Genomic DNA, 22,261 nt, shown 5'->3' with positions numbered 1-22,261 from the left:
CTCACTACGCGCGTACCGGTTCCGCCCCCGGGCGCAGACAAGGATGCCCTGGTCAGGGCGGCTCCTCATGTGTGCTCAGGCTTGGGGTTGCCCCTGGTGACGGGCCAGGCGGCAGCTAACAGGCAGCGCAAAGGGTCAGTGTAGCCGCTTGGCACACTGATGTCCAGTGCAGAGTTTCGGAGACCGGCGCTGCACCAATCTCGTCCTCCGGAGGGGTCGGTAGGAGCCCCTTGTTGTGAGCCGTCATGCCCTCGTTCACGCTTGCCACGCTAGGCATTCCCGCATCGCCTTCGTTCCATGCCTCGGTCCATGGCCGATGTGACGACGCGTCCTGAGAATCGCGCGCTGCGTGCGGTTCGTCAAGGCCTCCGCCCCGCGGAGATCGTCACAGCTGAAGGAAGGCGACGGTCCCGGAACGGTGATGATCACCCTACCCGGGCCGGTCGCCGGACCGGGTGACGCACCACGCAAACGACCGAGGGCGGCCACCCGAAAGGGTGGCCGCCCCGCGGCTGATCAGCCCCCGGAAGGGGCAGAGATCACTTGACCTCGACGGACGCGCCCGCGGCCTTGAGGGACTCGGCGGCCTTGTCCGCGGCCTCCTTGTTGACCTTCTCGAGGACCGGCTTCGGGGTGCCGTCGACGAGGTCCTTGGCCTCCTTCAGGCCCAGGGAGGTCAGCTCGCGCACGACCTTGATGACCTGGATCTTCTTGTCGCCGGCGCCGGTGAGGATGACGTCGAACTCGTCCTTCTCCTCGACAGCCTCGGCGGGGGCGCCGGGGACACCGGCGGCGGCCATGGCGACCGGGGCGGCGGCGGTGACGTCGAACTTGTCCTCGAAGGCCTTCACGAACTCGGAGAGCTCGATGAGGGTCATCTCCTCGAACTGCGCGAGCAGGTCTTCCTGGCTGAGCTTCGCCATGATGGCGGTCCTTCCACTAATTCGGCAGGTGCCGGATGTACATGTCGGCGGGCGTACGGGCCCGCTAGAGCACGGGAGTGGTTACTCCGCGTCCTCGGCGGGAGCCGGCGTACCGGCACCGCCCTGCTCGGCCTTCGCACGAAGCGCTTCCACGGTGCGGACGAGCTTCGAGGGCAGGGCCTGGAAGACAGCAGCGGCCTGGCCCTGCTTGGCCTTCATGGCACCCGCCAGCTTGGCGAGCAGCACCTCGCGGGACTCGAGGTCCGCGAGCTTCTTGATCTCATCGGCGGACAGCGGCTTGCCGTCAAGCACACCGCCCTTGATGATGAGGTTCGGGTTCTCCTTGGCGAAGTCACGGAGACCCTTCGCCGACTCCACCGGGTCACCGGTGACGAAGGCGACCGCCGTCGGACCCGCGAACAGGTCGTCCAGTGCGGTGATCCCGGCCTCGTTGGCCGCGATCTTGGTCAGCGTGTTCTTCACCACGGCGTACTGGGCGTTCTCACCGAGCGAACGGCGCAGCGTCTTGAGCTGCGCCACGGTGAGACCGCGGTACTCGGTCAGCACGGCGGCGTTGGAGCTGCGGAACTTGTCCGTCAGCTCGGCAACCGAACCGGCCTTGTCGGGCCTCGCCATAGAGCCTCGGCCTCCTTCCGGGTGATTCGGACCGCACGGGAAGGGGCCGGGCAAAACAAACGCCCCGGCGCAGGCGCACGGGGCGTGACTCGACCGGATACGCGAGGAGCGAATCCAGGAGTGCATCCACTGTCACCTGCGCGGGCCGTCCGCATCAGCGGATCCTTCGGCTGCCGCGCCCTCACGGACGCGCCAGCAACCAGCGGTCTTTGGCTTCCGTTGAAGGGTACGCGAACGGATCCCTGCCCGGCAAATCCGGCGTCGGCGCCGGTCAGCCCGTGAGGCCGGTGCCCCCGGTGAGCCCGGACGCCTTCATGTCCTTCAGCATCCCGAAGAGGTCGACGGTGTCCTTCGCCGACGGGGCCTCGACCGTGGCGGCGGTGCCGTAGTCGGAGTAGCGAGCCGTCATCCGCACCGTGCCCTCGGGCATCCTCATCCCCACGACCATCTTCACCGGGTAGTGGTCCCCGTTGACCCAGATCTCGGTGTCGTACCCCTTGATGCCCGCCTTCTCGGCGTTGGCGATCACGGCCGCGCGCTGCTTCGCGGAGAGCAGGTCGGCGGCCTTGTTGGCGTCGACCATCTCCGCGAACGTCAGCGTGCCCTTGTAGTGGTCCGTCTCGGCGCCGCCGACCTTCTCCGCCCCGACGTGCTTCAGGTTGGGCGACTGGAGCAGTAGGGCGAGCTGCTCGGACGGGTCCTGGTTCAGGTTCCCCAGGCTGCCGCTCAGCTGCTTCCGAAGCGCCTCGCTGCCGCTCGCCTCGGCCGCGGCCTTGAAGTCCAGCTTCATCCAGCGCTTGCCGCCCATCTCGGCGGCCTGCATCGCCCCCAAGTCCATGTACATGACGTCGTGGACCATGATCATCCGCATCTCGGACGGGGCGTCCGGGCCGGCGGCCGCGAGGGCGGAGCCCTTCACGGTGAAGTCCATGACCGCCGGATCCCACCCCTGCACGCCGGTCACCTCCACTGTGCCGCCGCCCTCCACGCCGGGCGGCGTGCTGACCGTCATGCGGACCTTGGCGGACTTGGCCTCCGACGTCTTCCTGAAGGCTGCCTGGATGATCTCGGCGATCTTGCCCTGGGACTGAACCGCGGAGTGGGGCGCGTCGGCCTTCTTCCGCTTCTTGCCGCCCCCGTCACCGTCGTCGCAGCCCGCGAGGCCGACCACGACGGCCAAGGCCGCCAGACCGACGCCCACACGCTTCGCCGCGGACACGCTCATGAATCCCCACCCCATGCTGTTCGTCGTCTGTGACTGCGCGATGCAACCGCTTGTCACGTTAACGCACCGCGCCGACACGGTCGTACGGAAAAAACCGGCCCCGCGCCTCCGGAGAGGCGCGGGGCCGGTTTCACAGCTGCACGGGCCGAGGGGCCCGCCCCGGTCAGACGGCGGCCGGGTCCTCCTCGACGAGGAGGTTGCGGGTGCGGTTGGGGTCGACCGGGATGCCGGGGCCCATCGTGGTGCTGATGGCGGCCTTCTTGATGTAGCGACCCTTGGCGGCGGACGGCTTCAGACGGAGGATCTCGTCCAGGGCGGCGCCGTAGTTCTCGACCAGCTGCTGCTCACCGAACGAGGTCTTGCCGATGATGAAGTGCAGGTTCGAGTGCTTGTCGACGCGGAACTCGATCTTGCCGCCCTTGATGTCGGTGACGGCCTTGGCCACGTCGGGGGTGACGGTGCCGGTCTTCGGGTTCGGCATCAGACCACGGGGGCCGAGGACGCGGCCGAGGCGGCCGACCTTGCCCATGAGGTCCGGGGTGGCGACGACGGCGTCGAAGTCCAGACGGCCCTTCGCCACCTCGTCGATCAGCTCGTCGGCGCCGACGATGTCGGCCCCCGCGGCACGCGCGGCCTCGGCACGGTCACCGGTCGCGAAGACCAGGACCCGGGCGGTCTTACCGGTGCCGTGCGGAAGGTTCACGGTGCCACGGACCATCTGGTCGGCCTTGCGCGGGTCGACGCCCAGACGGAAGGCCACCTCGACGGTGCCGTCGAACTTGCTGGTGGAGGTGTCCTTGGCGAGACGGACGGCCTCGAGGGGCGCGTACAGACGCTCCCGGTCGATCTTGGCGTCCGCAGCGCGGAGAGACTTGCTGCGCTTGCTCACTACTGCTCCTGTGTGTCTTGAGGAGTCGTGGTGCGGGCCGAGCAGGCCCTGCCACGGAACTGCTGGTGGAGTGGTCAGCCCTCGACCGTGATGCCCATGGAACGCGCGGTGCCGGCGATGATCTTCTCGGCGGCGTCCAGGTCGTTCGCGTTGAGGTCGGGCAGCTTGGTCGTGGCGATCTCGCGGACCTGGTCACGCGTAAGCTTCGCGACCTTGGTCTTGTGCGGCTCGCCGGAGCCCTTCTCCACACCCGCGGCCTTGAGGATCATGCGGGAGGCCGGCGGGGTCTTGGTGATGAAGGTGAAGGAACGGTCCTCGTAGACCGTGATCTCCACCGGGATCACCCAGCCACGCTGCGACTCGGTGGCCGCGTTGTAGGCCTTGCAGAACTCCATGATGTTGACGCCGTGCTGACCCAGCGCCGGGCCCACCGGCGGGGCCGGGTTGGCCGCACCAGCGTTGATCTGGAGCTTGATAAGCCCCGTGACCTTCTTCTTCTTGGGAGGCATGTGCTCTCTCCGGGTCCTAGTGAGAGTTTTCCTGCCTGCGAGCAGGCATACCGCACCACGATAGCGGGTATCGTGCCGAGCCCCGAAACCGAGCAGGTCAGAGAAGGCCCGGCAGCACACCGGGACACTCCCGGGGACCGCCCGGGCGGCCTGCCGGCGCCCCGGCCGCAGCCACCGGCCCCTGGCCCCGGCCCCGCCGTTCGGCATCCCTCCAGGGCCGCCCAGGCCCTCGGCGCCCGCCCCTGGGACGTACACACGAAAGAGGTGTACCTAGCCTCGGACCTGGGCCAGCATGCGGGCTGTGGGCACTGACCCGGGCAAAATGCGTGATCAGTTGTTGTTGTCTGTCAACGCTGGTTCGTCTCAAGCGGCCCGTGGACGGCCCCAAGCTCCGTGCTCAAGTTCCATTGGAAGGAATCCCGCCAGGCAACCTCGCCCGCCGCCCAGCCCACCACGGCTGCAATGACCTTGTCCGCTGAGACTGTCCGTGTCTGATAGTGCTCGCTGGGACTGCGATCACGATATTCGAGCTGGTATGTGCCGTCAGGCCGGAGCCAGACTTGGGCGTAGCAGTCCGCCTCTGCGGCGCACTGCAACACGAGGTGCCCGTCACGGGGAAGGTTCAGCACCGCTGCTTCAAGTCTGGCGCCGCGTGGGCGGTTCTCCTCGGGGCGGTGGTCAGGGTGCACGACGGCGTCCGAGTCTGCGAGATCTTCCCGGACGGGCTCGCTCGCCGGCAGTCCGCAGGCATCGATCAGTTCGAAGAAGAGGTCTTCCACGAACGGGTCCGCTCTCTTGACCAGGACCATGCGCAGTGCGTCACGGTTCGCCGTGAACCCTGCCTCGGCGGCCCAGTCTGCGATCTGCTCCGTATTCTCGGGCACGTCTGCGAGCAGCCATCGGATGCTTCTGTCCCTGTCGGTCTCTCCCGGTGGCGCGTCATCCTCCGAGGGCGGCGGCCCCGACACCTCGTAGTCGGCGGCCATCACCGGGTCAAGGAAAGCCGACCAAGTCACCCCGGAGGGAGTGAGACCGCGGACGTAGCAGACATCGCTGTCCATGATGCTTGCGATCATGACCGGCGAGCCGGTCGCTGTGACCAGCCGTCGCAGCCATCGGTCGTCGTCGTTCTCCGGCAGATGGTCATTCACTTGCAGCGTCTGCCAGCCCCCGGGGCGGCGCGGCGAGCACTCATGGAAGTAATCAGCACGCTCGTCGATGCACCACTCCGGGTCGTCGAACACAGGCAGGTCCCGCAACGAAGAATCGCTGCGCGCCAGAACAAAATCGCCAGAGTAACCCATGCTTCCTCCCCAGAGACTGCCGCGATGCTAGCGACAGGGACGGACAGCGGCTGGGGTGCCCACGCGGACGGTGTGGAGAGGCTTTGGGCTGGAACTAGCCACGGGGCGAGAGATCGGGGCCCGTGAGCTTGCGGCGACTCGGGCGGTCTGCGGACCTGCCCGACGCGGCAGCACGGGTCGCGGTGGAGAGCCCCCTCCGGCTCCATGCCGTCCCCCACCTGGGCAACCGGCCACTGGCATCGTTGCCGCCATCGCACATCCGCGCGTGGGCTCGGCTACTGGAGGACACGGGCGCTGATGGCTCGTACCGGCGCGTGATCTCCGGCAACGTCTCTGCCGTACCGTCGGCGGCTGCGGACGGTACGGCCACCTGGCACGCAACCCTTGCCGTGCTGGCTCGGTTCGTCCGCCCGAACCGGCCGATCTTCGGCCTGGCGGTCGACGCCGTCTTCCGCAAGGCCCGGAGACGTTCGACGGCCCGGTGACGGCCCTCAGCACGCGAAAGAGCCCCTGCCCAACGGGAAACCGCTGGGCAGGGGCCCTTTCGGATGATCGTTTGACTAGTTCTTCTGGATCTGGTCGAAGCTGAGCTCGACCGGGGTCTCGCGGCCGAAGATCTCCACGAGGCCCTTGACCTTCTTCGAGTCCGGGTTGATCTCGTTGATCGTGGCCTGCAGCGTCGCGAAGGGGCCGTCGGTGACCGTGACCGAGTCGCCGACCTCGAAGTCCAGCACCTGGACCTCGACCTTGCGCTTCGGCACGGCGCCGCCCTCGCCGCCCTCGGCAGCGGCGGCGGCCTGCTCCTCGACCTCCGGGGCCAGCATCTTGGTGACCTCGTCCAGCGTCAGCGGGTACGGGTCGTAGGCGTTGCCGACGAAGCCGGTGACGCCGGGGGTGTTGCGGACGACGCCCCAGGACTCGTTCGTCAGGTCCATGCGGACCAGCACATAGCCGGGCAGCTTGTTCTGACGGACGGTACGGCGGTCGCCGTTCTTGATCTGGACGACCTCTTCCTGGGGCACCTCGGCCTGGTAGATGTAGTCCTCGACGTTGAGCGAGACGGCGCGCTGCTCCAGGTTGGACTTCACGCGGTTCTCGTAGCCGGCGTACGTGTGGATGACGTACCACTCGCCAGGGAGGGCGCGCAGCTCGTCGCGGAACGCGGCGACCGGGTCCACCGGGGCCTGCTCCTCCGCGGCCTCTTCCTCCTCCGCGGCCTCTTCCTCTTCCGTGGCCTCGTCCTCGTCGACGACCTGGACGGCAGCCTGCTCGGCGGGCTCGCCGGCGGCCTCGTCTGCAGCCTCCGCCTGGTCGATGTCGCCGTCGGCTGCCTCGACGATGTCGAGCGCGGTGTCGTCGCCCTCGACGGTCTCGTCGGCGTCGTACAGGTTCGGGTCAGACACGGTCGCTGCTTCTTCCTTCACGATGTGGAACAGGCGGTCGGGCGCCACGGGCACCCTCCGCGGGAGGAATCACCCGAAGACGTACGAGACGCCCTTGTTGAATCCCCAGTCAATCACGGTAACGAGCGCGATGATGACCACAACGAAGACAATCACCACGCTGGTGTAGGTGATGAGCTCGCTGCGCGTGGGCCAGACGACCTTGCGGAGTTCCGCGACGATCTGGCGGTAGAAGAGCGCGAGGCGCGCGAGGGGCCCCTTCTTGCCGCGCTTGCCGCCACGGCGGGGCTTCTTGGAGCCGGAGTCGGTGGAGTCACTGTCGGGACGACCACTCTCAGGCGTCGCGGTGGAGCCCAGGGCTTCCGTCACTCGTCCTCACCTGAATCCGGGTCGTTTGCCGAACAATCCTCAAAGCGTCTGCCTGCTTGTAGCAGGGCCGGAGGGACTCGAACCCCCAACCGCTGGTTTTGGAGACCAGTGCTCTACCAATTGAGCTACGACCCTTTGAATGCCCCCCAACGTACCGCATCCGGGCGGCTGCACGATGTGCGCAGCCAAGATCAGCTCGCGGGGGCCATCGACGGATGAGTGTACGTGTTCGCGGGCCGGGCGTCGAATGCCTACCGTGTCCGGGCGCGGTTCGGCGCGGTTGCGCGCGGTTGCGACCGGAACGTGAACTTGTGTGCTCCGCTGCCGCCGGGTCTGCGACGATGCAGACATGACCGCTGCAACTGAACGACGCGTGTCGGCCCGCATCGGGTCGATCTCCGAGTCCGCGACGCTGGCCGTGGACGCGAAGGCCAAGGCCCTCAAGGCCGCCGGGCGACCGGTCATCGGCTTCGGAGCCGGCGAGCCCGACTTCCCGACGCCGGACTACATCGTCGAGGCGGCCGTGGAGGCGTGCCGCAATCCGAAGTACCACCGCTACACCCCGGCCGGCGGCCTGCCGGAGCTGAAGGCCGCGATCGCCGCCAAGACACTGCGCGACTCCGGGTACGAGGTCGACGCCTCCCAGATCCTGGTCACCAACGGCGGCAAGCAGGCCATCTACGAGGCCTTCGCCGCGATCCTCGACCCGGGTGACGAGGTCATCGTCCCGGCGCCGTACTGGACGACCTACCCCGAGTCGATCCGGCTGGCGGGCGGCGTCCCGGTGGAGGTGGTCGCCGACGAGACCACCGGCTACCGGGTCTCCGTCGAGCAGCTGGAGGCGGCCCGCACGGAGAAGACCAAGGTCGTGCTCTTCGTGTCGCCGTCCAACCCGACCGGCGCCGTATACACCGAGGCCGAGACCGAGGCGATCGGCCGCTGGGCCGTCGAGCACGGCCTGTGGGTGCTGACCGACGAGATCTACGAGCACCTGGTCTACGGGGGCGCCGCCGCGGTCTCGCTGCCGGCGCTCTTCCCCGAGCTGCGCGACAAGTGCGTGGTCGTCAACGGCGTGGCGAAGACCTACGCCATGACCGGCTGGCGCGTGGGGTGGATCATCGGCCCCAAGGACGTCGTCAAGGCCGCCACCAATCTGCAGTCGCACGCCACCTCGAACGTGAGCAACGTCGCCCAGGTCGCCGCCCTGGCCGCCGTCTCCGGCGACCTGGTGGCCGTGGCCGAGATGCGGAAGGCCTTCGACCGCCGCCGCCAGACCATCGTGCGGATGCTCAACGAGATCCCCGGTGTCGTCTGTCCCGAGCCGGAGGGCGCGTTCTACGCGTACCCATCGGTCAAGGCGCTGCTCGGCAAGGAGATCCGGGGCAAGCGGCCGCTGAGCTCCGTGGAGCTCGCGGAGCTGATCCTGGAGGAGGCCGAGGTCGCCGTGGTCCCGGGCGAGGCCTTCGGCACCCCCGGCTACCTGCGCCTTTCGTACGCGCTCGGCGACGAGGACCTCGTCGAGGGCGTCTCCCGGCTGCAGAAGCTGCTGGGCGAGGCCAAGGCCTGAGTCCTGCGGCCCGCGGGCTCCCTGACCAGCAGGTCAGGGAGCCCGCGTGTGTGTGCGGGCAAGCGCTCGTTCGGGGAAAGGGAACGAAAGCGGTACCGGCACCCCCCGCCGGTGCGGCAGGATCTGTGGATGGCACGCGATGTATCCCTCCTCCCCAAGGCGCACCTCCACCTGCACTTCACCGGCTCGATGCGGCCCGCGACCCTGCTGGAGCTCGCCGACAAGTACGGAGTGCACCTCCCCGAGGCGCTGACCTCGGGCGAGCCGCCCAGGCTGCGCGCGACCGACGAGCGCGGCTGGTTCCGCTTCCAGCGCCTGTACGACATCGCGCGTTCCGTGCTCCGCTCCCCCGAGGACATCCGGCGTCTGGTGCGCGAGGCCGCCGAGGAGGACGCCCGCGACGGGTCTGGGTGGCTGGAGATACAGGTCGACCCGACCTCGTACGCGCCGCGCCTGGGCGGGCTGATCCCGGCGATGGAGATCATCCTGGACGCGGTGGAGACCGCCTCCCGGGACACGGGCGTGGGCATGGCCGTCCTCGTCGCCGCCAACCGCACCAAGCACCCGCTGGACGCCCGTACGCTGGCCCGTCTCGCGGTGCGCTACACCGACCGCGGGGTGGTCGGCTTCGGGCTCTCCAACGACGAGCGCCGGGGCCTGGCCAGGGACTTCGACCGGGCCTTCGCCATCGCCCGGGAGGGTGGGCTGCTGGCGGCGCCGCACGGCGGCGAGCTGGCGGGCGCGGGCAGCGTCCGCGACTGCCTGGACGACCTGCACGCCGTCCGGGTCGGGCACGGCGTGCGGGCCGCCGAGGACCCGCGGCTGATGGCCCGCCTCGCCGAGCGCGGCACGACCTGCGAGGTTTGCCCGTCGTCGAACGTCGCCCTCGGCGTCTACGACCGGCCCGAGCAGGTGCCGCTGCGCACCCTGTTCGACGCCGGGGTGCCGATGGCGCTGGGCGCCGACGACCCGCTGCTGTTCGGCTCGCGGCTCGCCGCGCAGTACGAACTGGCCCGGGACGCGCACGACTTCACCGACGAGGAGCTGGCCGAACTGGCCCGCCAGTCGGTGCGCGGCTCCGCGGCGCCGGAGGGCGTGCGCACCAAGCTCCTGGCGGGCATCGACGACTGGCTCAGCGGCTGAGCCCGGCCGGTACGGTGCGGGCGACGGTGGCGGCGAAGTCGTCCAGCGGCTGGTCGTCAGGCCCGTGGGGGGTGGGTACGGGGCGGCGCCTGCCCAGAAGTGCACGCCGTCGTCACCTGACCCGGGTGCGCCCGTTCAGCGCCGACGGCGCTAGAGGCTCACGCCGACCGTCACCGGCTCGTTGACGAGGGTGATCCCGAAGGCCGCGTGGACGCCCTCGACGACCTCGCGGGCCAGCGCGAGCAGGTCGGCGGTGGTGGCGCCGCCCCGGTTGGTGAGGGCGAGGGTGTGCTTGGTGGAGATCCGCGCGGGGCCGGTGCCGTAGCCCCTGGTGAAGCCCGCCTTGTCGATCAGCCAGGCGGCGGAGGTCTTGATGCGGCCGTCGCCCGCGGGGTAGGCGGGGGGCGCGCTGTCCGGGCCGAGCCGGTCGTGGACACGGGCCAGGAAGTCCGCGTAACCGGCTTCGGTGAGGACCGGGTTGGTGAAGAAGGAGCCCGCCGACCAGGTGTCGTGGTCCTCCGGGTCCAGCACCATGCCCTTGCCCGAGCGCAGCTTCAGCACCGTCTCGCGGGCGGTGGCCAGGGGCACCCGGTCACCGGTGCCCACGCCGAGGGCGCGGGCCACCTCGGCGTACTTCAGCGGGCCGGACATCCCGTCGGCATCCTCCAAGGCGAAGCGCACCCGCAGCACGACGTAGCGCGCGGGGTCCGCCTTGAATCGGCTGTGCCGGTAGGAGAAGGCGCACGCGGCGTTGTCCAGGACGACCGTCTCGCCGCCGGCCCGGTCGTACGCGATCACCTCGGTGATCGTGCTGGCGACCTCCTGGCCGTACGCGCCCACGTTCTGGATGGGCGTGGCCCCGGCGGAGCCCGGGATGCCGGCCAGGCACTCGACGCCCGCCAGGCCCGCCTCCACGGTACGGGCGACGGCGTCCGTCCAGACCTCGCCCGCCGCGAGCTCCAGCTCGGTGCCGTTCAGCTCGAAGCCGCCGGTGGCGATGCGCAGCGCGGTGCCCGCGAAGCCCTCGTCGCCGATCACCAGGTTGCTGCCGCCGCCGATGACCAGTAGCGGCGTCCCCGACGCGTCCGCCTCCCGTACGGCCTCGACGACCTCGGCGTCCGTGGTCGCCGTCACCAGGCGGGTGGCGGGGCCGCCGAGGCGGAAGGTGGTGAGGGGCGCGAGCGGGGCGTCGTTGAGTACGTGCACGGCATTCAGGGTACGGGGCGGGCGGCCCCGCCATGGATGCCGCGCGCCCCGTACGGATCAGAGCGCCTCGAGGACCGTCGCGTTGGCCAGTCCGCCCGCCTCGCACATGGTCTGCAGCGCGTAGCGCGCGCCCCGGGCCCGCATGGCGTGGACGAGGGTGGTCATCAGCCGGGTGCCGCTGGCGCCGAGCGGGTGGCCCAGCGCGATGGCGCCGCCGTTGACGTTCACCTTGGCCGGGTCGGCGCCGGTCTCCTGGAGCCAGGCGAGGACGACGCTGGCGAAGGCCTCGTTGACCTCGAACAGGTCGATGTCCGCCAGGTCCAGCCCGGCGCGGCGCAGCACGCGCTCGGTGGCCGGGATGACGCCCGTCAGCATCAGCAGGGGGTCGGAGCCGGTGACCGCGAAGCTGTGCAGCCGGGCGAGCGGACGCAGGCCCAGCCGCTCGGCGGTCTCGCTGCTGGTGATCAGCACAGCGGAGGCGCCGTCGTTGACCGGGCTGCTGTTGCCGGCCGTGACCGACCAGTCGATCTGCGGGAAGCGCTCGGCGTAGCCGGGGTCGGCGAAGGCGGGGCGCAGCCCGGCGAGGATCTGCGAGGTGGTCGTGGGACGGACGGACTCGTCCGTGCCGAGCCCGGCGAGCGGCGCCACCTCGGTGTCGAAGGCCCCGTCCGCCCACGCGGCGGCGGCCTTGCGGTGCGACTGCGCGGCGAAGTCGTCCATTGCCTCGCGGCTCAGCGACCACTTGGCGGCGATCAGCTCCGCGCTGATGCCCTGCGGCACGAGTCCGCCGGGGAAGCGCGCGGCGATTCCGGGGCCGAACGGGTCCGCGCCGGGCGTCACGTTGGACCACATGGGCACCCGGCTCATCGACTCCACGCCGCAGGCCACGACGACGTCGTAGGCGCCGGCGATGACGCCCTGCGCGGCGAAGTGCACGGCCTGCTGGGAGGAACCGCACTGCCGGTCGACCGTGGTGGCCGGGACGGAGTCCGGGAAGCCCGCCGAGAGCCAGGCCCAGCGGGTGGTGTTCATGGCCTGCTCGCCGACCTGGTCGACGGTGCCGCCGATGACGTCGTCGACGAGCGCCGGGTCGATCCCGCTGCGGCCGACGAGCTCCTTGAGGGTGTGGGCGAGCAGCTCCACCGGGTGCGTCCCGGCGAGCGCCCCGCCCGGCTTGCCCTTGCCGATGGGGGTGCGGACGGCTTCGACGATGACGGCGTCGCGCATGACGTTCTCGCCTCCTGCGAATGCGGTGCGGAGTTAGTTTGATTTTCCAACTCTATGCCGACGCCGAGCGTAGGACGCGTGGGTTTGGAATCACAACCCGCCGTGTGAGACTGGGGCGGTGAGCCAGACCACACCCGCGCCCCCGCTGCCGGGGCGCCCCTGCTCGGCGGCCGCGTCGCTGTACGTCGTCGGCGAGAAGTGGGCGCTGCTCGCGGTCCGCGAGATCCTCTACGGCAACCGGCGCTTCGACGCCATCGCCCGCAACACGGGCGCCCCGCGCGACCGCCTCACCGCGCGGCTGCGCGCCCTGGAGGAGGCCGGCATCGTCGAGCGGCGCGCCTACAGCGACCGGCCGCCGCGGTACGAGTACCACCTGACGGAGGCGGGGCGTGATCTCGCGCCGGTCATCAGGGCGCTGGTGGCGTGGGGCGACAAGTGGGCGGTGGAAGAACCGCCGGTCGTCCTGCGGCACCGGGACGACCATCCGGTGGACGCGGTCGAGTACTGCCGTACGTGCGGCGAGGAGGTCCACGACCGCGACCTGACGCTCGACATCCGGAGTGAGGGGTGGACGCCCGCGGGGCGTACGGGGTCCGGCTGACCGCGCCCCTCGGGACCCTGTACCGGGTGGCCGGGGCGACGGCTGCCCGCCGGGTGGGTGCCCCGGCCCGGCGCGCGTCACCACCGGTTCGGTGGTGACGCGCGCCGGATGAGGCGTCAGGATGCCGTGTCGACCAGGGGCTTGGGCGGGACGGGGAGCGTCTCGGGGGCCTTCGCGGCACGGCGGCCCGGGACGAGCAGTGCCGCCAGCGCGCCGGCCGCGACGGCGGCCGCGCCCACCCACAGGGCCGGGGTCAGGCCGTCGACGAACCTCGTCGCGGACTCGTAGCCGCCCTGGGCGGAGAAGACCGCCGCGAGGGTCGCCACGCCGAGGGCCCCGCCGACCTCGCGAAGGGCGTTGTTGGCGCCCGAGGCGATGCCCTGCTCCTCCGGCCGCACGCTGCCCATGACGATGTTGGCGCTCGGGGCGAAGTACATCGCCATACCGACACCACTCACGACCAGCGCCGGCACCTGCGCCGCGTACGACACGCCCGGCTCGAGGATCAGGGCGAACCAGCCGAGGCCCACCGCCTGCAGCGCGAGTCCGGCGGCGACGACCGGCCGGCCGCCGACGCGGTCGGACAGGAAGCCCGCGATGGGCGCGACGATCATCGGCATGCCGGTCCAGGGCAGCATGCGCAGCCCCGCCTCCGTCGGGGAGTAGCCGGCGACGCCCTGGAGGAACTGGCTGAGCAGGAAGATCGAGCCGAACATGCCGAGGAACATCAGCAGGCTGGCCGCGTTGACGGCGGCGAAGGCCCGGCTGCGGAAGAGCCGCATGGGCAGGATCGGGTTGCCGGCGCGGATGCCGTGCCGGACGAAGGCGGCCAGCAGCACACCGCCGCCGATGAGGCCGCCGAGGACCGGGCCACTGGTCCAGCCGTCGGCGTTGCCGCGGACGAGGGCGTAGACGATGCCGAACAGACCCGCGCTGGCGAGCACCGTGCCGGTCACGTCGAGCCGGGGGTCGGGGCCGTGGCTCTCGGCCAACCGCAGCCGGGCGAGCGGCAGGAGGAGCACACCGATCGGAACATTGAGCCAGAAGATCCACTGCCAGGAGATGTGCTCGGTGAGCGAGCCGCCGATGAGCGGCCCGGCCGCGACCGCCAGGCCGTTGACGGCGCCCCAGATGCCGAACACCATGCCGCGCCGCTCGGGCGGGACGGTCGCGGAGAGCAGGGTGAGGGTGAGCGGCATGAGGATCGCGGCACCGACGCCCTGGACGGCGCGGGCGGCGATGAGCTCGCCCATGCCGGGGGCGAGCGCCGCGGCGGCGGAGGCCGCGGAGAAGACGACGAGCCCCACGAGGAACATGCGCCGGCGGCCGAAGCGGTCGCCCAGGGCGGCGCCGAACATCAGCAGGACGGCGAAGGTGAGCGTGTAGGCGCTCACCGTCCACTCCAGATCCTCCAGGGCGCCGCCCAGGTCCGCGCGGATGGAGGGCAGCGCCGTGGTGACGACCAGATTGTCGAGCGCCGCCATGAACCCGGCGACGCTGGTGATGACGAGGGCCCAGACGACGCTGCCGCGCCTGGCCTCCGCCGGTTGCTGTGCCATGAACTCCCCCAGCCGATTAGTAATTGATCAATAACTTTCATGGACACGCCTGGACCCGGGGAACGCCGACGCGACCCGTCAGCCCTTCCCGGGGAAGCGGTCGGCGTAAAGGTCCTCGATCCCCGCCCAGCCGCGCTCGTGTTGTGGGACACCGAGCGCCACCAGCACGTTCACGAGCATCCCCGTGCCGAAGAACTCCGCCGTGTCGCGGTCGCCCACCCCTGTGCGCGCCCTGACGTAGTCCCACAGGCCCAGCCAGCCGCGCCGGCAGGCCTCCCGGATCTCCTCGTCGTCGACGGCGGCCACGTACATCTGCAGCTGCATCCGCAGGACGTCGCCGCCCCCGATGAGCTCCTGGTAGGAGCCGCACATCGCCTCGAACGCCTCCTCCCCCTCCAGCCCCTCGGCCGCCCTCTCGAAATGCGCCTCGATCGTCTCGACGCACCGCGCCGCGGCGGCCAGGAACAGCGCCTTCTTGTTCGGGAAGAGCCGGAAGAGATACGGCTGCGACACGCCCATGCGCTTGGCGATGACCCCGGTGGAGGTGCCGTTGTAGCCACCCGTGCCGAACTCCGTCATCGCCGCGCGGATCGCCGCCTCGCGGCGCTCCTCCGCGCTCATCCGCATGCCGTCGCCTGCCATGGCGAGTAAGTTATCAGTCAATAACAAGCGTGGGCAAGAGGAAGGCGACGGGACGTCCCCGCCGCCCTCTCCCCACCGCTACGCCAGCCGGACCACCGCGCGCGACATGCCCAGCACCTTCTGCCCGGCGCTGACGGCCGTCACATCCACCCGGACGGTGCGCTCGTCGTCGTCCAGCTTGGCCGCGACCTTGGCGCTGACCTCGATCAGCGCGCCCGCCTCGTCGTTCGGCACCACGACCGGCTTGGTGAAGCGGACCCCGTACTCCACGACCGCGCCCGGGTCGCCCGCCCAGTCCGTCACCACGCGGATCGCCGAGGCCATGGTGAACATGCCGTGCGCGATGACGTCCGGCAGACCGACCTGCCTGGCGAACTTCTCGTTCCAGTGGATCGGGTTGAAGTCACCGGAGGCGCCCGCGTACTGCACGAGTGTGGCGCGGTTCACGGGGAAGGACCGCGCCGGCAGTTCGGTGCCGACCTCGACCTCGTCGTAGGAGATCTTCGCCGTCATCGGTCACTCACCCTCCGGCGCGCGCGCCACCAGTTTCATCAGCGCCGTCACCACGTGCTCGCCGCTCTCGTCGTGGACCTCGCCGCGGACGTCGATGACGTCGTTGCCCGCGAGCGACTTGATGGCCTCGATGGTGACCGTCACCGACAGGCGGTCACCGGCCCGCACGGGGCGGGTGTAGCCGAACTTCTGGTCGCCGTGCACCACCCGGCCGTAGTCCAGTCCCAGCTCCGGGTCGAGGACGACCTGCCCCGAGGCCTTGTACGTGATCAGGAACGGGAAGGTCGGCGGCGCGATCACGTCCGGGTGGCCCAGGGCCTTGGCCGCGTCGGGGTCGGTGTAGACCGGGTTCGGGTCACCGACCGCCTCGGCGAACTCGCGGATCTTCTCCCGGCTCACCTCGTAGGGAGCGGTGGGCGGATATGTCCGCCCCACGAAGGACTGGTCCAGCGCCATCGGCACCTCCTGGAGCTGTGGTTTGCGCGTCGGCGGGTCCGCCAACGCCAAGAGGCCGCCCCCGGTGTCAGGGGCGGCCTCTTCGGTCTGGGGCCTGTGTCAGCGCGTCTCGCGGTGCGCGGTGTGCGCGTTGCAGCGCGGGCAGTGCTTCTTCATCTCAAGACGGTCCGGGTCGTTGCGCCGGTTCTTCTTGGTGATGTAGTTCCGCTCCTTGCACTCCACGCAGGCCAGCGTGATCTTCGGGCGGACGTCGGTGGCGGCCACGTGAGTGCTCCTTGACGAACGGCAATAAGGTTTGAACACGGAAAGAGTAGCCGATTGAGGGACCGATCCCACAATCGGCTACGCGGGGTAGCGGCGACCGGACTTGAACCGGTGACACAGCGATTATGAGCCGCTTGCTCTACCGACTGAGCTACGCCGCTTCGATGAACAGATCACCCGCCAGGTGGCGGGTCATCCGATCACCAGAGCCCCAATACGGAATCGAACCGTAGACCTTCTCCTTACCATGGAGACGCTCTGCCGACTGAGCTATTGGGGCGAGCGAGGAAGACATTACACGCTCCGCCGCCGAAGGTGAAATCCGTATCTTGCGGGCAGTCGCCGGACCACCACCCACCCCCGCCGCCCCAGCCGCTCGGTCCCATACGTCACTTGACGTCACCAGTACGACTAATCGCTCTTCCCGGACGGACCGGGCACCGCGCCCTAGGCTCGGAACCGCGTGATCTTGCCTCCGGCCCCGAGGAGCGCGATGACCGACAGCCAGCCGCAGCAGCCCACCGACCCACCGCTCGGCGAAGCCACCCCAGCCCCCGCCCTCCTGCTCTGCGGTGCCCGTCTCGCCGACGGCCGCACCGTCGACGTGCGCCTGGCCGGGGCCCGCATCGAGGCCGTCGGCACCGCCGGCAGCCTCCACGAGGGCACCCGTGTCGACCTCGGCGGGTACCTCCTGCTGCCCGCCCCCGCGGAACCGCACGCCCACCTCGACACCGCCCTGACCGCCGGCTCCGGCGGCCCGCCCTCGTACGACGACGAGGACGTGCAGCGCCGGGTCACCGAGGGCGCACTCCACCAGCTCGGCCACGGCGCGACCGCGGTCCGCACCCACATCCGCATCGGCGACGTACAGGGCCTGCGCGCCCTGGAGGCGGCGCTGCAGGCCCGGCGCGCCCTGCGCGGTCTGGTCGACGTGCAGACCGTGGCCGTCCCCCGGGTGCTCACCGGCCCCGCGGGCACGGACGGCCTCGCCGTGCTCCGCGACGCCCTCAAGATGGGCGCCGACGTGGTGGGCGGCTGCCCCGACCTCGACCCGGACCCGGGCGGATACGCGGAGGCCGTGCTCGCCGTGGCCGCCGAGTTCGGCCTCCCGGTCGACCTGCACACCGACGCCGCCGACCCGGCCCGGCTCTCCCGGCTCGCCGCGATGGCGGGGGGACTGCGGCCCGGCGTCACCCTCGGCCCCTGCGGCGGCCTGGCCCGGCTCCCGGACGACACCACCGTCCGCCTCGCCGGGCAGCTCGCCGCCGCCGGGGTCTCGCTGACCGCCCTCCCGCAGGGCGGCTGCGGCGCCCTGGAGTCGGTGCGCCGGGGCGGCACCGCCCCGGTGCGGACCCTGCGGGCGGCCGGTGTCCGGATCTCCGCGGGCAGCGGCGCGCTGCGCGACCTGACCAACCCCGTCGGCCGCGGCGACCCCCTGGAGGCGGCCTTCCTGCTCGCCTCGCACGGCGAGTGCGCCCCCGGGGATGCCTACGAGGCGGTGAGCCGGGACGCAAGGGCCGTCATGGGGCTGCCCGAGGTACGGGTGGAGGCGGGCTTCCCCGCCGAACTGCTCGCGGTGCGGGCCGACCGGCTGGAGAGCGCGCTGTCGCTGGCGTACAGCCGGATCGTCATCCACCGCGGCCGGGTCGTCTCCCGGACCAGCGCGGTCCGCGAGTACACCGACACCCTGGCCCTCGACCTGCCGCGTCAGTCGAGGAGTCGCCGTGACCCGGCATGAGCGGCACGCCGGGCGTAGCGTCGGTGGCATGCGCACTGTGATCGCTGGTGGACATGGACAGATCGCGCTGCGGCTGGAGCGGCTGCTCGCCGCGCGCGAGGACGAGGTGGCAGGCATCATCCGCAGGCCGGAACAGGCCGACGACCTGCGTGAGGCCGGCGCCGAACCGATCGTTCTGGACCTGGAGTCGGCGTCGCTGGACGAGGTGGCCCAAGTGCTGGCTGGCGCCGACGCGGTCGTCTTCGCGGCGGGCGCGGGGCCGGGCAGCGGCGTCGCCCGCAAGGAGACCGTCGACCGGGATGCCGCCGTGCTGCTGGCCGACGCGGCCGAGCGCGCGGGCGTACGCCGTTACCTGATGGTCTCCGCCATGGGGGCCGACGCCGAACCGCGGCCCGGCACCGACGAGGTCTTCGCCGCCTATCTGCGCGCCAAGGGCGCCGCCGACACCGAAGTGCGCCGCCGTGCCGACCTGGAGTGGACGATCGTGCGCCCCGGCCGGCTCACCGACGACCCGGGCACGGGGCGGGTCCGGCTCGCCGCCTCGACAGGACGCGGTTCGGTGACGCGCGACGACGTCGCGGCGGTCCTGGCGGAGCTGCTGGACACGCCCTCGACGGCGGGGCTCACCCTGGAACTGATCGAGGGTCACACCCCGGTGTCGGTCGCGGTGAAGGACGTCGCCGGCAACTGAACCGCGCTCCCGGGCAAGGGCGAACGCCGTCAGCAGCGGTGGCGGCCGGGCTTGTCCCTCCAGGCCTGGCAGGCCTTGGCGCCAGCTTCCGCGTGCATCTGCCGGATCTCGCTGCACCGTTGGTCGAGGGGCCTGGTGAAGCCGCGTACTGGTGGGCGTCGTCGAAGCCGATCTCCCGGGTGGCCGTGATGTCACAGCAGTCCGGTTCCCAGCCGGGCCCGCACGCGGCGCGTCCGGCTCGCGGGAATCGGCCTGGTGGTGTTCTGCCGGGCGGTGCTCATCACCGTTCTCGGTCTCCCACCACCCACCACCCACCACAGAACACTGGCCCCCGAATTCCGCGGGTGCGGGATGCGGGCACGGGCGGACGGGTAGTGGGGGAACGGCCGAGATGCGATCAGTCCGGCTCTGGGCTGCACTTGACCGTATCGGGACGGGCCAGCGCCATCCCCCTGACGTCACGGAGAGACCATGCCGATGAAGCCCCCGGCACCCCCGTTCACCCGGGAGACAGCGATCGAGAAGGTCCGCCTCGCGGAGGACGCCTGGAACAGCCGCGACCCCGAGAAGGTGTCCCTCGCCTACACGCCGGACAGCCGGTGGCGCAACCGCGGCGAGTTCGTCAACGGGCGGGAGGAGATCGTCGCGCTGCTCACCCGGAAGTGGACGAGGGAACTGGAGTACCGGCTCATCAAGGAGCTCTGGGCCTTCGACGGCAACCGCATCGCGGTGCGCTTCGCCTACGAGTGCCACGACGACTCCGGCAACTGGTACCGCTCCTATGGCAACGAGAACTGGGAGTTCGACGACGAGGGCCTGATGCGCGTACGGCTGGCCAGCATCAACGACGTCCCGATCGCCGAATCGGAGCGCAAGTACCACTGGCCGCTGGGACGGCGGCCCGACGATCACCCGGGTCTGTCCGACCTCGGGTTCTGAACGGCCCGCGCCTGCCGGCGCAGCTCCACCCGCGCCGCGGGCGAGCGGCCCGGGCCGGTGTGCCAGTACGGGTGCCAGAACAGCCGGCAGGAGAGCCACAGCAGGCGTCGTCGCAGGATCGCCGCGTGGGCGGGCTCCGCGGCGAGTTGCGCATAGGTGCGGTGCCATTCGCGCTGCGCCTGCACCAGATCGGGCGGGAACACGGTGTTGGCCATGCACGGAATTCAATCACGTGTTCGATTTTCTGCGCACGCCTCACGCGTCACTCGTAGGGGTGAGCTTGCGGCAGCGCCAGGGGCGTAGGACGTTCTACGACCCCGGGCCCCCCGGGGTCGTGGCAGTGTGCCGCCGGCATGAGGGCCGGCCCAGCTAGAGGTTCAGGACGATGATGGCCCCCAGGCCGCCCAGGCCCAGCGCGACTGCGGCATCGGCCCAGCCGCCCCTGCCCCAGCGGAAGTACCGGTCCAGCGCGAGGCGCCCGGGGCCGATGGCGGCGACACCGAGGGCGGCGACGGTGATCACCAGGTTGTACTCGATGCCGCCCTGCTCGTCCCACAGCCCGCGGGCACCGGTCACCGTGACCATGGCATTGATCATCACGCCGATCAGCGCCGCCGCGGCGAGCGGGGTGAACAGCCCCAGCGCCAGGCCCACGCCGCCCAGGAACTCCGAGGCCCCGCCGATGGCGGCGTACACCTTCCCCGGCGAGTAGCCCAGCGCCTCGAAGCCCTTGCCGGTGCCGGTGAGCCCCTGGCCGCCGAACCACCCGAAGAGCTTCTGGAGCCCGTGCCCCGCCATCAGGACACCGATGGTGAGCCGGATCAGCAGCAGACCGCAATCACCGGCGGTCACCGGCGGCCGCGCCGATACGGCTTCCTCGGTCTGCGGCGGAGGGCGCAATCGCTCAGCTATGTAGTTCATGGGGAACCCTCTTCTGCCCCCGTGCCCCCGACGTACGGCGCCGGCCGACCCCAGGGGACCGGTGGAGCGTGTTGGTGCAGTGACCGCGGATCACACAGGCATCCCTCCTCCCACTCGAGGAGGTACGCGACAGCCGCGTGCCGCGTTCAACCACTTTCCCCTCTTTCGTACACCTCATCCGTAAATGACGGAAATGCCGACCGCTGCCCCCCGGTGGTCAGGTTCCGGCCTCGCGTCGCTCAGAGCCGCAGGCGCGGGGCCTGGTCGTCCGGGGTGTCCGGACTCGCGAAGTGGAAGGGGACCGCGAGGGCGGAGGCCAGAACCCGGCCGGACCGGTCGGCGGCCTCCGCCGAGGGGTGGCGCCGGCCCGCGCCCCGCTCCTCACCCGGGTACCGCACGGCGGTACCCGGGCGGATCGTGGCCAGACGGTGCTCGCCCGCGGGATCCGCGGGGCCCGCCGGACCGCACCCTATGCCGCGGCAACCGACCGCTTCCCCCGAAAGAAGTCGCGCGACCGTGCAACCCCCCGCGCGCATTCGGGAGTACCTACGAACAGACATCCAAGCGGCGGCCACCGCATCCGGTGGCCACCGCGGGCCGGCGCGCGGGCCCACCGCGCCGGCCGTCAAGGACCGCCCGGCGCGGTGCCGGGTGGCAGCTTCAAAGGAGAAATGCTCCGTGGCTCTCAGTATTGCCAGGAAGGCGGGCGTGGCCGCCGCCGCAGCGGTCGCCATCGGCGCCGTGACGTTCGGCGCCTCCGCCATGGCGTCACCCTCTGGCCCGTCGGCTCCGTCCGCCCCGGCCGCGGACCGGGCCGGCGCACCCGCCGCCGTGGCCGCCAAGGCGGTCGCCGCGCCGAAGAAGCAGACGCCCCAGGTCGTCACGCAGCTGATCGGCAAGGGCCGGGTGGACGGTCTCCGCTGGTCGGTGGCGTTGGAGTTCCACCGGACCCTGCCGCAGGGCTACGAACTCCCCACCAGCCCCGTCGGCACCCCCGCCCGCGGCACCGCACTGCTGTGCCAGCGCATGTACATCGGCGGCGTCCGCATCGACCACCAAGGCGGCCCCTGGTCCGACTGCCAGCCCGTCAACGGCACCCAGGACCCCGCAGGCTCCGGCGACATGGGCCTGTGGGGCCTGCACGGCAAGGGAACCACCGGCTCCCGCCTCATGGTCTCCAACCCCGAGGCCGACATCGCCTACGGCATCGTCAACCTCACCGACGGCACCCACCTCAAGGCCACCACCATCACCGTCCCCGGCACCCACTACCGCGCCTGGGCCGTCGCCATACCCAACGGCAAGACCATCACCACCGTCGACCAATACGACTCCCACCACCAGCGCCTCACCCAGGACACCGAGTGGCGCTGACCCCGCAGGAGGGGATTCCTTCCGGGAACCCGCCCCATGGCCGAGTGTCACATCTCGCGTCGCCGACCTGTCCTCATGGACGAAGAGCACACCAACCGCGGAAGGCGGGGGTTCCCCTCATGGGCGTCGAGCGATCGCGGCGACCGGAAGATCACGTCCGTA

At 70.8% G+C, this 22,261-nt stretch carries 25 protein-coding genes and 3 tRNA genes; 7 read left to right on the top strand and 21 right to left on the bottom strand.

Features of this window, described 5'->3' with window-relative positions; genetic code table 11:
• Positions 1–539: 539 nt before the first annotated feature.
• The 9 genes from rplL to AC3EUJ_RS11175 all read right to left on the bottom strand — a co-directional run bounded on the left by rplL (position 540) and on the right by AC3EUJ_RS11175 (position 7,393).
• Positions 540–923, bottom strand: a complete 384-nt coding sequence (gene rplL, locus AC3EUJ_RS11215; protein ID WP_431960935.1) for a 50S ribosomal protein L7/L12 — start codon at positions 921–923, stop codon at positions 540–542.
• An 81-nt stretch (positions 924–1,004) separates the two neighbouring features.
• On the bottom strand, positions 1,005–1,559 hold the full coding sequence (rplJ, locus tag AC3EUJ_RS11210; RefSeq protein ID WP_089226434.1) for a 50S ribosomal protein L10: 555 nt from the start codon (positions 1,557–1,559) through the stop codon (positions 1,005–1,007).
• Between the two features lie 271 nt (positions 1,560–1,830).
• Entirely contained in the window at positions 1,831–2,784 is a 954-nt protein-coding gene (locus AC3EUJ_RS11205) for an SCO4651 family lipoprotein (RefSeq protein WP_431960934.1), read from the bottom strand.
• Positions 2,785–2,947: 163 nt separating this feature from the next.
• Entirely contained in the window at positions 2,948–3,673 is a 726-nt protein-coding gene (gene rplA, locus AC3EUJ_RS11200) for a 50S ribosomal protein L1 (RefSeq protein WP_431960933.1), read from the bottom strand.
• A 74-nt stretch (positions 3,674–3,747) separates the two neighbouring features.
• On the bottom strand, positions 3,748–4,182 hold the full coding sequence (gene rplK / locus AC3EUJ_RS11195; protein WP_319135229.1) for a 50S ribosomal protein L11: 435 nt from the start codon (positions 4,180–4,182) through the stop codon (positions 3,748–3,750).
• 347 nt (positions 4,183–4,529) lie between these two features.
• The gene (locus tag AC3EUJ_RS11190) at positions 4,530–5,426 is read right to left on the bottom strand and encodes a hypothetical protein (protein WP_431960932.1); all 897 of its coding nucleotides are present in this window, start codon (positions 5,424–5,426) and stop codon (positions 4,530–4,532) included.
• A 620-nt stretch (positions 5,427–6,046) separates the two neighbouring features.
• Positions 6,047–6,889, bottom strand: coding sequence for a transcription termination/antitermination protein NusG (gene nusG, locus AC3EUJ_RS11185; protein WP_431960931.1), 843 nt, complete (start codon positions 6,887–6,889; stop codon positions 6,047–6,049).
• A gap of 69 nt (positions 6,890–6,958) precedes the next feature.
• Complete coding sequence (secE, locus tag AC3EUJ_RS11180; RefSeq protein WP_431960930.1) at positions 6,959–7,258, bottom strand: preprotein translocase subunit SecE; 300 nt, start codon at positions 7,256–7,258, stop codon at positions 6,959–6,961.
• A 62-nt stretch (positions 7,259–7,320) separates the two neighbouring features.
• Positions 7,321–7,393: transfer RNA gene (locus AC3EUJ_RS11175), tRNA-Trp, on the bottom strand.
• 214 nt (positions 7,394–7,607) lie between these two features.
• Between AC3EUJ_RS11175 and AC3EUJ_RS11170 the strand changes: the two genes are divergently transcribed.
• The gene (locus AC3EUJ_RS11170) at positions 7,608–8,825 is read left to right on the top strand and encodes a pyridoxal phosphate-dependent aminotransferase (RefSeq protein WP_431960929.1); all 1,218 of its coding nucleotides are present in this window, start codon (positions 7,608–7,610) and stop codon (positions 8,823–8,825) included.
• A 129-nt stretch (positions 8,826–8,954) separates the two neighbouring features.
• Positions 8,955–9,968, top strand: coding sequence for an adenosine deaminase (locus AC3EUJ_RS11165; protein WP_431960927.1), 1,014 nt, complete (start codon positions 8,955–8,957; stop codon positions 9,966–9,968).
• 150 nt (positions 9,969–10,118) lie between these two features.
• Here AC3EUJ_RS11165 and AC3EUJ_RS11160 read toward each other — a convergent pair whose 3' ends face one another.
• On the bottom strand, positions 10,119–11,174 hold the full coding sequence (locus AC3EUJ_RS11160) for a UDP-N-acetylmuramate dehydrogenase (RefSeq protein ID WP_431960926.1): 1,056 nt from the start codon (positions 11,172–11,174) through the stop codon (positions 10,119–10,121).
• A gap of 57 nt (positions 11,175–11,231) precedes the next feature.
• Positions 11,232–12,401, bottom strand: coding sequence for a thiolase family protein (locus AC3EUJ_RS11155; protein WP_431960925.1), 1,170 nt, complete (start codon positions 12,399–12,401; stop codon positions 11,232–11,234).
• A gap of 118 nt (positions 12,402–12,519) precedes the next feature.
• Here AC3EUJ_RS11155 and AC3EUJ_RS11150 point away from each other — a divergent pair, with 118 nt between their 5' ends.
• The gene (locus tag AC3EUJ_RS11150) at positions 12,520–13,002 is read left to right on the top strand and encodes a winged helix-turn-helix transcriptional regulator (RefSeq protein ID WP_431960924.1); all 483 of its coding nucleotides are present in this window, start codon (positions 12,520–12,522) and stop codon (positions 13,000–13,002) included.
• A gap of 116 nt (positions 13,003–13,118) precedes the next feature.
• Here the strand turns inward: AC3EUJ_RS11150 and AC3EUJ_RS11145 are convergent, their stop codons facing one another.
• The 7 genes from AC3EUJ_RS11145 to AC3EUJ_RS11115 all read right to left on the bottom strand — a co-directional run bounded on the left by AC3EUJ_RS11145 (position 13,119) and on the right by AC3EUJ_RS11115 (position 16,716).
• Complete coding sequence (locus AC3EUJ_RS11145; RefSeq protein WP_431960923.1) at positions 13,119–14,561, bottom strand: MFS transporter; 1,443 nt, start codon at positions 14,559–14,561, stop codon at positions 13,119–13,121.
• A gap of 78 nt (positions 14,562–14,639) precedes the next feature.
• A complete protein-coding gene (locus tag AC3EUJ_RS11140) occupies positions 14,640–15,203 on the bottom strand; it encodes a TetR/AcrR family transcriptional regulator (protein WP_431960922.1) in 564 nt (187 codons plus the stop codon).
• Positions 15,204–15,281: 78 nt separating this feature from the next.
• On the bottom strand, positions 15,282–15,716 hold the full coding sequence (locus tag AC3EUJ_RS11135; protein WP_431960921.1) for a MaoC family dehydratase: 435 nt from the start codon (positions 15,714–15,716) through the stop codon (positions 15,282–15,284).
• A 3-nt stretch (positions 15,717–15,719) separates the two neighbouring features.
• Positions 15,720–16,172 carry an FAS1-like dehydratase domain-containing protein gene (locus AC3EUJ_RS11130; RefSeq protein ID WP_431960919.1) on the bottom strand — a complete coding sequence of 151 codons (453 nt, stop codon included), beginning with the start codon at positions 16,170–16,172 and terminating at the stop codon, positions 15,720–15,722.
• A gap of 99 nt (positions 16,173–16,271) precedes the next feature.
• On the bottom strand, positions 16,272–16,436 hold the full coding sequence (gene rpmG / locus AC3EUJ_RS11125) for a 50S ribosomal protein L33 (RefSeq protein ID WP_004571794.1): 165 nt from the start codon (positions 16,434–16,436) through the stop codon (positions 16,272–16,274).
• An 88-nt stretch (positions 16,437–16,524) separates the two neighbouring features.
• Positions 16,525–16,597: transfer RNA gene (locus AC3EUJ_RS11120), tRNA-Met, on the bottom strand.
• 46 nt (positions 16,598–16,643) lie between these two features.
• Positions 16,644–16,716: transfer RNA gene (locus AC3EUJ_RS11115), tRNA-Thr, on the bottom strand.
• A gap of 213 nt (positions 16,717–16,929) precedes the next feature.
• Here AC3EUJ_RS11115 and AC3EUJ_RS11110 point away from each other — a divergent pair.
• From AC3EUJ_RS11110 to AC3EUJ_RS11100, 3 genes are all read left to right on the top strand, one after another.
• Positions 16,930–18,174: an amidohydrolase family protein gene (locus tag AC3EUJ_RS11110; protein WP_431960918.1), complete on the top strand. Its 1,245-nt coding sequence runs from the start codon at positions 16,930–16,932 to the stop codon at positions 18,172–18,174.
• Between the two features lie 28 nt (positions 18,175–18,202).
• Positions 18,203–18,865, top strand: a complete 663-nt coding sequence (locus AC3EUJ_RS11105; protein WP_431960916.1) for an SDR family oxidoreductase — start codon at positions 18,203–18,205, stop codon at positions 18,863–18,865.
• Between the two features lie 471 nt (positions 18,866–19,336).
• The gene (locus AC3EUJ_RS11100) at positions 19,337–19,804 is read left to right on the top strand and encodes a nuclear transport factor 2 family protein (RefSeq protein ID WP_431960915.1); all 468 of its coding nucleotides are present in this window, start codon (positions 19,337–19,339) and stop codon (positions 19,802–19,804) included.
• Here AC3EUJ_RS11100 and AC3EUJ_RS11095 read toward each other — a convergent pair.
• The 3 genes from AC3EUJ_RS11095 to AC3EUJ_RS11085 form a co-directional block, all read right to left on the bottom strand.
• Positions 19,774–20,019: a hypothetical protein gene (locus tag AC3EUJ_RS11095; protein ID WP_431960914.1), complete on the bottom strand. Its 246-nt coding sequence runs from the start codon at positions 20,017–20,019 to the stop codon at positions 19,774–19,776. The two genes, AC3EUJ_RS11100 and AC3EUJ_RS11095, sit on opposite strands and share 31 nt — an antisense overlap.
• A 154-nt stretch (positions 20,020–20,173) precedes the next feature.
• Positions 20,174–20,725: a DoxX family protein gene (locus AC3EUJ_RS11090; protein WP_431960913.1), complete on the bottom strand. Its 552-nt coding sequence runs from the start codon at positions 20,723–20,725 to the stop codon at positions 20,174–20,176.
• Between the two features lie 239 nt (positions 20,726–20,964).
• Entirely contained in the window at positions 20,965–21,123 is a 159-nt protein-coding gene (locus AC3EUJ_RS11085; protein ID WP_431960912.1) for a hypothetical protein, read from the bottom strand.
• A gap of 280 nt (positions 21,124–21,403) precedes the next feature.
• Here AC3EUJ_RS11085 and AC3EUJ_RS11080 point away from each other — a divergent pair, with 280 nt between their 5' ends.
• Positions 21,404–22,099, top strand: coding sequence for a hypothetical protein (locus AC3EUJ_RS11080; RefSeq protein ID WP_431960911.1), 696 nt, complete (start codon positions 21,404–21,406; stop codon positions 22,097–22,099).
• Positions 22,100–22,261 lie beyond the last annotated feature (162 nt).

The sequence above is a fragment of the Actinacidiphila sp. bgisy160 genome, assembly GCF_057707815.1.
The sequence above is the reverse complement of the archived record's forward strand: the minus strand, read 5'-3'. Positions and strand labels throughout refer to the sequence as shown.

What these genes read in the sequence shown, in the direction of transcription:
- rplL (WP_431960935.1), bottom strand. Translation starts at nt 923, where the DNA reads ATGGCGAAGCTCAGCCAGGAAGACCTGCTCGCGCAGTTCGAGGAGATG.
- rplJ (WP_089226434.1), bottom strand. Translation starts at nt 1,559, where the DNA reads ATGGCGAGGCCCGACAAGGCCGGTTCGGTTGCCGAGCTGACGGACAAG.
- AC3EUJ_RS11205 (WP_431960934.1), bottom strand. Translation starts at nt 2,784, where the DNA reads ATGAGCGTGTCCGCGGCGAAGCGTGTGGGCGTCGGTCTGGCGGCCTTG.
- rplK (WP_319135229.1), bottom strand. Translation starts at nt 4,182, where the DNA reads ATGCCTCCCAAGAAGAAGAAGGTCACGGGGCTTATCAAGCTCCAGATC.
- AC3EUJ_RS11170 (WP_431960929.1), top strand. Translation starts at nt 7,608, where the DNA reads ATGACCGCTGCAACTGAACGACGCGTGTCGGCCCGCATCGGGTCGATC.
- AC3EUJ_RS11165 (WP_431960927.1), top strand. Translation starts at nt 8,955, where the DNA reads ATGGCACGCGATGTATCCCTCCTCCCCAAGGCGCACCTCCACCTGCAC.
- AC3EUJ_RS11155 (WP_431960925.1), bottom strand. Translation starts at nt 12,401, where the DNA reads ATGCGCGACGCCGTCATCGTCGAAGCCGTCCGCACCCCCATCGGCAAG.
- AC3EUJ_RS11145 (WP_431960923.1), bottom strand. Translation starts at nt 14,561, where the DNA reads ATGGCACAGCAACCGGCGGAGGCCAGGCGCGGCAGCGTCGTCTGGGCC.
- AC3EUJ_RS11140 (WP_431960922.1), bottom strand. Translation starts at nt 15,203, where the DNA reads ATGGCAGGCGACGGCATGCGGATGAGCGCGGAGGAGCGCCGCGAGGCG.
- AC3EUJ_RS11135 (WP_431960921.1), bottom strand. Translation starts at nt 15,716, where the DNA reads ATGACGGCGAAGATCTCCTACGACGAGGTCGAGGTCGGCACCGAACTG.
- AC3EUJ_RS11130 (WP_431960919.1), bottom strand. Translation starts at nt 16,172, where the DNA reads ATGGCGCTGGACCAGTCCTTCGTGGGGCGGACATATCCGCCCACCGCT.
- AC3EUJ_RS11110 (WP_431960918.1), top strand. Translation starts at nt 16,930, where the DNA reads ATGACCGACAGCCAGCCGCAGCAGCCCACCGACCCACCGCTCGGCGAA.
- AC3EUJ_RS11105 (WP_431960916.1), top strand. Translation starts at nt 18,203, where the DNA reads ATGCGCACTGTGATCGCTGGTGGACATGGACAGATCGCGCTGCGGCTG.
- AC3EUJ_RS11100 (WP_431960915.1), top strand. Translation starts at nt 19,337, where the DNA reads ATGCCGATGAAGCCCCCGGCACCCCCGTTCACCCGGGAGACAGCGATC.
- AC3EUJ_RS11095 (WP_431960914.1), bottom strand. Translation starts at nt 20,019, where the DNA reads ATGGCCAACACCGTGTTCCCGCCCGATCTGGTGCAGGCGCAGCGCGAA.
- AC3EUJ_RS11090 (WP_431960913.1), bottom strand. Translation starts at nt 20,725, where the DNA reads ATGAACTACATAGCTGAGCGATTGCGCCCTCCGCCGCAGACCGAGGAA.